We start from the raw sequence: 7,752 nt of genomic DNA on the forward strand, positions 1-7,752 counted from the left end.
CAGCCTGGAGCCGGGAGCGGGGCTGGGCGCCGAGGGCGCCGAACGGCTGGTCGAGCAGCAGCACTTCGGGGGCGCCCGCGAGCATCCGGGCGAGGCTGGCGCGGCGCCGCATGACGCCGGAGAGTTCGCGCGGGTAGTGCCGTTCGAAGCCGGTGAGTCCGACCCGCTCGATGAGGTCCACCGCGCGGTCCCGGCGCTCCTTCGCGGCAACCCCCTTGATCTCCATGGGCATTTCGACGTTGCGGCGGACGTCGCGCCAGGGCATGAGGGTGTCGGACTGAGTGAGGTAGCCGACCTCGGTGCGCGGGCCGGACACCCGCATGTCCCGGTACGTCACCCGGCCCGAGGTCGGGGACATCAGCCCCGACATCATGTTCAGCATGGTCGACTTGCCGCAGCCGCTGCGGCCGAGGACGGTGACGAAGCAGCCCTCCTCGATGCCGAGGCTCAGGTCGCGCAGTGCCACGATCCCGGTGTCGTCCTTCACGAACTGCTTGCTCAGCCCGCAGAGTTCCAGGACGGCGGTCATCGGTCCTGCACCGCTCCGGCCAGCCGGCGGCTGTTGTCCACGGCCATGACCCGGATCTCGTCCTCGGTGAAGCCCGCGGCCAGCAGCCGCTCGGCGAGCAGCGGGAGTCCGTCCTCCACCGGCGGGTTGAAGGGCTGGCCGAGGTCGCTGGAGAGCACGGAGTGCTCCGGGCCGACGGCCCTGATGTGCTCCAGCCACAGCTCCCAGGAGACCTTGCCGGTGTACGGGGTGGTGAAGCACCGCTCCAACAGGGCGCCCTTGGCGGCGAGTTCGCGCTGCCGCGCCACGCCCACCCGCTGCGAGGTGAACTCCGGGTGGGTGACGACGATCCGGCGGACGCCCTCCTCGACCGCCGCGTCCACGACGGCGGTGATCTCTTCGGTGCCGAGGTGGCCGGTGGCGAGGGTCATGTCGTGGGCCGCGATCACCCGGAGCACCTGGCGGGTGATCTCCAGGACCTTGCCGTCCGGCCCGACCACGTCCACCGGGTCGGCCGTCATACCGGCGTCGCGGAGTTCGTTCTGCAACTGCATCCACATGGGCGGTGTGGCGCCCTCGGGGCTGCTCGCCGTACAGGCCCGTTCGTTGGCGCTGTCCACGGTGGGCAGCCAGACGACCTGGGCGCCGCCGCGGCCGGCGATCTCCACGGCGATCGGGTTCATCCCGCCCACCGAGCCGTTCAGGGTGATCGCCCCGACCGCTCCGAAACCGGGGACGGCCCTGCGGACCACCGCGGCCCGTTCCGCCGTGGGCACGTAGTGCGACTTGAGGACGAAGCCGGATAAGCCGACCTCGGCGAAGCGGGACGCGAGGGTCAGGTCGTCCACGCGGCGCTTCATCAGGTCCGGTGCGATGTGCAGATGGATGTCGTAAGCCCCCGCGACGAGTTCGCGGGCCTCATCCGAGGGGGTCGGATGCGTGGCTGGTCGGTCGGTCATGCCGCCTCCCTGTCGCCAATTTGGTGACCCAGATTGTTAACAATCAGTCAGGAGGCGTCAATGGGTTGCGCAGAAAGCGGTACCGACCGCCGTCCGCGCCCGACGCGGGACGGCCGCCGCACTAACTCGCCCGCGAGGGTGCCGTGTTGGCGATTTTCCGCAGTGCGTGGATGACACTGCCGAGGTGCCCCCGGGCGGCCTGCTCGGCGGCGACCGGATCACGGCCGCAGACCGCATCGATGATCGCGAGGTGTTCGGGGAGCGAGACGGCCGGCCGCCCCGGCTGCAGCGCGAGCCGGAACTGGTGCCGTACCGACTGGCCGCGCAGCCGCTCCAGCACACCCCCGGCCGTGCCCTGCCCGCTCAGCTCGACGAGACGGCGGTGCAGCCGGTTGTTCAGCTCGGAGTAGATCATGACCTCCCCGGCCTCGACCGCTCCGATCATCCCCGCGCGGATCTCGCGCAGTTCGGCGATCTCCGCGTCGGTCACCCGCTGGGCGGCCTTGGCCGCGCACAGGCCTTCGACCACCATCCGGACCTCGGTGATCTCGATCGCCTCGGCCAGCGGCACCGCGCGCACCCGGGCGCCCCGGTTGGGGATGCGCTCCACCAGCCCCTCGTTGCCCAGCTGGAGCAGGGCGGAGCGCACGGCGCCGCGGCTGACCGAGAACCGCTCCGCCAGATCGACCTCCACGAGCCGCTGGTCCGGCACATAGTCCCCGCGCACGATCGCCGCGCGGATGACCTCGACGACCGGGTCGGACCCGGGCGGGATGCTGGGTGCTGCCGACACGTGGTTCCCCTTTCCGCTCCGCGACGGAACGATCAGAATGGCAACGATATTGTCGCCAATCCTGCCCTGCCGTGACGGCCCCCGGACAGGGACGATGAGCACGAACTGGGAGGCACCTGTGAACTCCACCGCTGTGGCCGGTCTTCGTATCGCCGTACTCGGACTGGGCGAGGCGGGCGGCACGATCGCGGGTGACCTGGTCGCCGCGGGGGCGCTGGTGCGCGGCTACGACCCGAAGGTCGCGGCGCCGCCGGGTGTCGTGGGCACCGGGGGCGAGGCGGAGGCGGCCGCGGGCAGCGATCTGGTCCTGAGCGTCAACAGCGCCTCGGCCGCCCCGGACGCGCTGCGCGCGGGCCTCGCCGGCGCCGCGCCCGGCTGTCTGTGGGCGGACCTCAACACCGCGTCGCCCGCGGTGAAACGGCACCTCGGCGAGGTCGCGGCGGACGCGGGCATCGACCTCGTCGACGTGGCCCTGATGGCCACCGTGCCCGGCCGGGGCCTGCGCACGCCGATGCTCGCCTCCGGGACGGCGGCCGGACGCTACGCCGGCCTCCTCCGTCCGCTCGGCGCGCGGGTGGACGTCCTCGACGGCCCCGCCGGGCTGGCCGCCGAGCGCAAGCTGCTGCGCAGCGTCTTCTACAAGGGGTGGGCGGCGGCCGCCGTCGAGGCGCTGGAGGCGGCGCGCGCGGTCGGCTGCGAGGAGTGGCTGCGGGAGCACATCGCCGACGAGCTGACGCATGCGGACGCGGCGACGCTGGACCGGCTGGTCGACGGCAGCCACCGGCACGCGGTACGCCGCGCGGCGGAGATGCAGGCCGCCACCGACATGCTCGACGACCTCGCCGTACCCCCGCTGATCAGCACGGCAAGCCGGGACCTGCTGCGCCGGCTGTCCACACGGTAGGCACCCCACCGAGCTGCGCGGTGTCGGACGGCTCGGCGACGTCGCCTTCGACGGCGTATACCGTCAGGTCAAGATCGACGAGGCCGCGGGCGTCCGCCTCACCGCGCTCGACGGCGATGTCGAGATCGGCCGGCTGGGCGGCCCCGCGGAGATCAGCACCGCACGCGGCGACATCCGGATCAACGAGGCCGTGCGCGGCACCGTCGTGCTCCGCACCCAGGACGGCGACATCTCGGTCGGCGCGGCCGCCGGTGTCTCGGCCGCCCTGGACGCCGGCACCGACTACGGCCGCGTCAGCAACTCCCTCAAGAACGAGGGCACCGCCGAACTCGACAGTCGTCGGCCGGAACCAAGCACACCGCCCATCATTCACATACCTGAACCTTGCGCACATGTATATACGCACGCGCCCCCGCATGCGAGACTCCTTCAACTCCCCCACGTATCAGCCCAGTTGGAGAGGAAGGCACCCATGCACATGTCCCGCAGGGCCGTGCTGGCCACCGCAGGCGGCGCCGCGGTCGCGTACGCCGCCGTACCTCAGTCCGCGCAGGCGCTCGCCGGCCAGGTGCCGACGGCGACGGAGACGATGCTGCGTGACGCGGCCGACTACGCGGTGGCGAAAGTGCGAGCCGTCGCGCCCGGGGTGAGCGCCTTCCCCGTCGGGACCAAGTTCGAGAAGTGGGTCTACTCCCAGAACGGCGACTGGGTCGGCGGATTCTGGCCGGGCATCCTCTGGATGAGCTGGCTCTACAGCGGCGACGACAGCCTGCGCACCCTCGCCCTCGCATCGGCCGCGAAACTCGCCCCCCGCCAGTACGACACCGGCACACACGACCTGGGCTTCCTGTTCACCCCCTCCTGGGTCACCGCCTGGCGGCTGACCGGCGACACGTCCTGGCGGGACGGCGCCGTGCAGGCCGCGCGCTCGCTGCTCCAGCGGTACAACCCCCGCGGCCGTTACCTGCGGGCCTGGGGCGCGCTCAACACCTCCGACAACGCGGGGCGCATGATCATCGACACGATGATGAACCTCGACCTGCTCGTCTTCGCCGCCCGGCAGACCGGCGAAGGCGCCTTCATGGACGCGGCCGTGGGACACGCGCAGACCACCGGCCGCCTCTTCCCGCGACCCGACGGATCCACCCCGCACGTCTACGACCTCGACCCCGCCACCGGCACCCCCATCGGCCCCAACACCGTCCAGGGCTACAGCCCCACCTCCTGCTGGGCCCGCGGGCAGGCCTGGGGCATCTACGGCTTCACCACCATGTACCGCCGCACCGGCGACCGCCAGTTCCTCGCCACCGCCCGCACGCTCGCCGACTACGCCGTCAAAACCCTCGGCCCGGACCACGTGCCCGTCTGGGACTACCGCGCACCGCAGCAGCCGTACGACGTCAAGGACGCCTCCGCCGCGACCGTCATGGCCTGCGGGCTGCTCGACCTGGCCGCCGCCACGGGAAGCGAGCCGTACCGCACCACCGCCCTGCGCATACTCGACGCGCTCTGCCGGACCTGCCTCACCACCCACTCCACCCGCGCCGAGGCCGTCGTCGCCCGCTGTACCCGCAACCGCCCCGCCGAGGACGGCATCGAGATCTCCCTCCCCTACGCCGACTACTACCTCCTGGAGGCGATCCTGCGCGTCCTGCGACCGCAGGACCTGGACCGGGCGATCGATCTGTCGACGGTCTGACGACGCTCGGCCCCTAGGGTGAGGCGCTTGTCGTCCCGGGCGCGTCCGTCGACGGTGCGGTGAGGGGAGACGACGGCGGTGGGGACGCCTCCCCCGAGTCGGCCTGGACGACGAGGACGACCGCGATGACCGCCGTGGTCAGGGCAGCCATGGTGGCAAGCCACCAGATCCCGATCGCTTTCGCGTGAGCGGCCATGGCACCCTCCTTCGACGCGGAGCGTACGCCGTTGCCTGATGACAGAACTCTCTTTTCACAGTGCGCGACGGCCGGCGCCTCACACCACCGGCCTCACCGCCACATTCTGACCGCCTTTCACGGCTGTCGCGCCGAATTGGGGAATCTGCGGGGCAATCGGCCCGGTGAGCCCTTCCCGTCCTGTGCCCGGGGCTCCTACGCCCGGGGCGCGCCGTCCCAGCTCCATGTGGTGAGACGAGGGTGTCCGGGGAGTTCGGCGCGTCCCGTGGCCCACAGGAGGGTGGGCCAGGGATCCGTGGACGGCGGGGCGTCCCGAAACAGCCGGACGAGCACCCGGGAGCACAGATCGGCAGGCGGAGTCCATGCGAGTCCGAGCCCGTGTGCCAGGTCGTGCGTGTGCACCAGGGTCTCCACGATTCCCATCGCGGCGAAGCCCTCAGGGTCCGAGGCGCCGAATACGTGGTGAGCGCGGGTCTGCGGTGGCGTCGTGCGCACCATGGCGACCAGCAGCGCACCGCTCGCCTCCAGGACCTGCAGCAGGCCGGCGGGCCCGGCCGTGCGATCCGCGTGAATGGCGTTCGCCGGACCGCCGGGCCGCCGGCTCTCCCACACGAAGGGCACCTCCCCGTCCAAGGGCGGTTTTTTCGGGCCCAGTTGCGCGGCGTAGGCGAAGAGGTCGTCGCTGAGGTGCTCGACGGTTTCCCAGCAGTCCCATTCCAGCGAACCGGCCTTGCCTTCCCAAGCGGCCGGGGGCGCCTCGCGCAGGACGGCCACCGCGAGTTGCACGGCGAGGTCGAGGTCATCGGCGGTGACAGGGGACCGGGAGAGATCACTATCGGCTGATCGAGACATGGCAGGACCGTACCGTGACCCGAAGAAGTCACCCCTCCCTGTGAACACCGGCCCGGCCACCGGTGGTTCGCCCCGTCAGAGCATCGCCAGCCCGGGATCGTGCAGGACGGCGGCGATGCCGGCCAGCAGCTCGGAGCCCTGTTGGCCGTCGATGAGCCGGTGGTCGAAGGACAGCGCCAGCTGGGTGACCCAGCGGGGCTCGATCGCCTCCGCCCCCGACGCGTCCGTCACGACCCAGGGCATGCGCCGGATCGCACCCACGGCGAGGATGGCGGCCTCCCCCGGATTCAGGATCGGGGTGCCGGTGTCCACGCCGAACACGCCGACGTTGGTGATGGTGATCGTCCCGCCGGTCATCGACTGGGGCGTCGTCCTCCCGGCCCGGGCCGTGCCGGTGAGCTCGGCGAGCGCCTCGGCGAGCTGCCGCAGGGACATCCGGTCGGCGTGCTTGATGTTGGGGACGATGAGCCCGCGTTCGGTCGCGGCGGCGATGCCGAGATGCACGTGGTGTTTGAGCACGATCTCCTGGGCGGCCTCGTCCCAACTGGCGTTCGCCTCAGGGGTCCTGCGCAGAGCCAGCAGCAGCGCCCGGGCCACGAAGAGCAGCGGTGTGACGCGCAGGTCGCGGAACTCGCGTCGGGCGGCCACCGTGTCCCGCAGCCGCATGGTCGCCGTGACGTCCACCGTCGTGAACTCGGTGACGTGCGGCGCGGTGAACGCCGAGGCGACCATGGCGGCGGCGGTGCGTTTGCGTACCCCGCGAATCGGGATACGGGTCTCGGCGGCGGACTCCGGAACGGTCACCGGGACGCTCTCCGGGGCACCTTCCGGCGCCGCGACGGGACTCGTTCCCGCCGCCCTGCGGACGTCGTCGCGGGTGACGGTGGATCCGGGTCCCGTCGGCGTGACGGTGGTGAGGTCGACGCCCAGGTCCCTGGCGAGTTTCCGGACGGGCGGTTTCGCGGCCGTCCGCTCGACGGCCGGGGCCGGCGATTCGGCTGCGACCGCCCGTTCCGCGACCGCCCGTTCCGCGACCGCCGGTCCCGCGACCGGCCGGACGGTGGTCACGGCGGGGGTACGACGACGTCGGCGACGGCCGGCGGACTCCTGTGGCCCGTATCCCACCAGAAGGGCCTCCCTGCCGGAAGCCTCCGCGGTCTCGCCGGTCGCGTCGGGACTCGTACCGGCATCGGCATCGGCATCGGCATCGGCGAGGATGGTGATGAGGGGCTGCCCCACGGGCAGGGTCTCGCCTTCCCGCGCGTGCAGGGTCCCGACAACACCCGTGTAGGGAGAGGGGAGTTCGACCGCGGCCTTGGCCGTCTCGACCTCGACGAGGATCTGGTTGATCTCCACGGTGTCGCCGGCCTTCACCGCCCACTGGAGGATCTCGGCCTCGGTGAGCCCTTCGCCGACGTCGGGCAACAGGAAAACTTGTTCTTGTGACATGGTGCTGCCCCCTCTAGTAACTCATGCTGCGGTCGAGGGCATCGAGGATCCGGTCGACACCGGGAAGCCAGTCCGACTCGAGGCGGCTCGGCGGGTAGGGGGTGTCGTATCCGGTGATGCGGAGGACCGGCGCTTCAAGGAAGTGGAACTCCTCCTGCTGGATCCTCGCGGCGAGTTCGGCCCCGAACCCGTGGGACAGGGAGGCCTCATGGGCGACGAGGGCGCGACCGGTGCGGTGGACGGACTCCCGTACGGTGTCCATGTCCAGCGGCGACAGGCTGCGCAGGTCGACGACCTCGACGCTGCGGCCCTCCTCGGCGGCGAGGAGGCCGACTTCCTCGCCGCCCGGGTCGCCGGGCGCGGCCGGGACCTCGGCGGGACGGGCGGCACCT

At 71.7% G+C, this 7,752-nt stretch carries 9 protein-coding genes and 1 pseudogene; 3 read left to right on the forward strand and 7 right to left on the reverse strand.

The window, feature by feature from the left end; all coding sequences use genetic code 11:
* From KVT45_RS54180 to KVT45_RS54190, 3 genes are all read right to left on the reverse strand, one after another.
* Positions 1 to 529 (reverse strand): ABC transporter ATP-binding protein (locus tag KVT45_RS54180; protein ID WP_217562384.1); only part of this gene is annotated, 529 nt, incomplete at its 3' end.
* Positions 526 to 1,467 (reverse strand): DUF6282 family protein, encoded by a 942-nt coding sequence (locus tag KVT45_RS54185; RefSeq protein WP_217562386.1) that lies wholly within the window; start codon positions 1,465 to 1,467, stop codon positions 526 to 528. The genes KVT45_RS54185 and KVT45_RS54180, both read right to left, overlap by 4 nt.
* A gap of 121 nt (positions 1,468 to 1,588) precedes the next feature.
* Positions 1,589 to 2,260 carry a GntR family transcriptional regulator gene (locus KVT45_RS54190; protein ID WP_217562388.1) on the reverse strand — a complete coding sequence of 224 codons (672 nt, stop codon included), beginning with the start codon at positions 2,258 to 2,260 and terminating at the stop codon, positions 1,589 to 1,591.
* A 118-nt stretch (positions 2,261 to 2,378) separates the two neighbouring features.
* Here KVT45_RS54190 and KVT45_RS54195 point away from each other — a divergent pair, with 118 nt between their 5' ends.
* The 3 genes and pseudogenes from KVT45_RS54195 (at position 2,379) to KVT45_RS54205 (ending at position 4,863) form a co-directional block, all read left to right on the forward strand.
* The gene (locus KVT45_RS54195) at positions 2,379 to 3,164 is read left to right on the forward strand and encodes an NAD(P)-dependent oxidoreductase (protein WP_217562390.1); all 786 of its coding nucleotides are present in this window, start codon (positions 2,379 to 2,381) and stop codon (positions 3,162 to 3,164) included.
* A gap of 10 nt (positions 3,165 to 3,174) precedes the next feature.
* Positions 3,175 to 3,498, forward strand: a pseudogene (locus KVT45_RS54200) (DUF4097 family beta strand repeat-containing protein); the annotation flags it as partial.
* A gap of 138 nt (positions 3,499 to 3,636) precedes the next feature.
* Positions 3,637 to 4,863, forward strand: a complete 1,227-nt coding sequence (locus KVT45_RS54205; RefSeq protein ID WP_217562392.1) for a glycoside hydrolase family 88 protein — start codon at positions 3,637 to 3,639, stop codon at positions 4,861 to 4,863.
* Between the two features lie 13 nt (positions 4,864 to 4,876).
* On the opposite strand, the gene KVT45_RS54210 is transcribed toward KVT45_RS54205, so the two are convergent.
* The 4 genes from KVT45_RS54210 to KVT45_RS54225 all read right to left on the reverse strand — a co-directional run.
* Positions 4,877 to 5,059 carry a hypothetical protein gene (locus KVT45_RS54210; RefSeq protein ID WP_217562394.1) on the reverse strand — a complete coding sequence of 61 codons (183 nt, stop codon included), beginning with the start codon at positions 5,057 to 5,059 and terminating at the stop codon, positions 4,877 to 4,879.
* 195 nt (positions 5,060 to 5,254) lie between these two features.
* Entirely contained in the window at positions 5,255 to 5,911 is a 657-nt protein-coding gene (locus KVT45_RS54215) for a maleylpyruvate isomerase N-terminal domain-containing protein (protein WP_217562396.1), read from the reverse strand.
* 75 nt (positions 5,912 to 5,986) lie between these two features.
* Positions 5,987 to 7,360, reverse strand: a complete 1,374-nt coding sequence (locus tag KVT45_RS54220) for a dihydrolipoamide acetyltransferase family protein (protein WP_217562398.1) — start codon at positions 7,358 to 7,360, stop codon at positions 5,987 to 5,989.
* A 13-nt stretch (positions 7,361 to 7,373) separates the two neighbouring features.
* Positions 7,374 to 7,752: transketolase C-terminal domain-containing protein (locus tag KVT45_RS54225; RefSeq protein ID WP_302832718.1), on the reverse strand; the 379-nt coding region annotated here is incomplete at its 5' end.

The organism is Streptomyces sp. GbtcB6, from assembly GCF_019091475.1.
GTDB lineage: Bacteria > Actinomycetota > Actinomycetes > Streptomycetales > Streptomycetaceae > Streptomyces > Streptomyces hyaluromycini.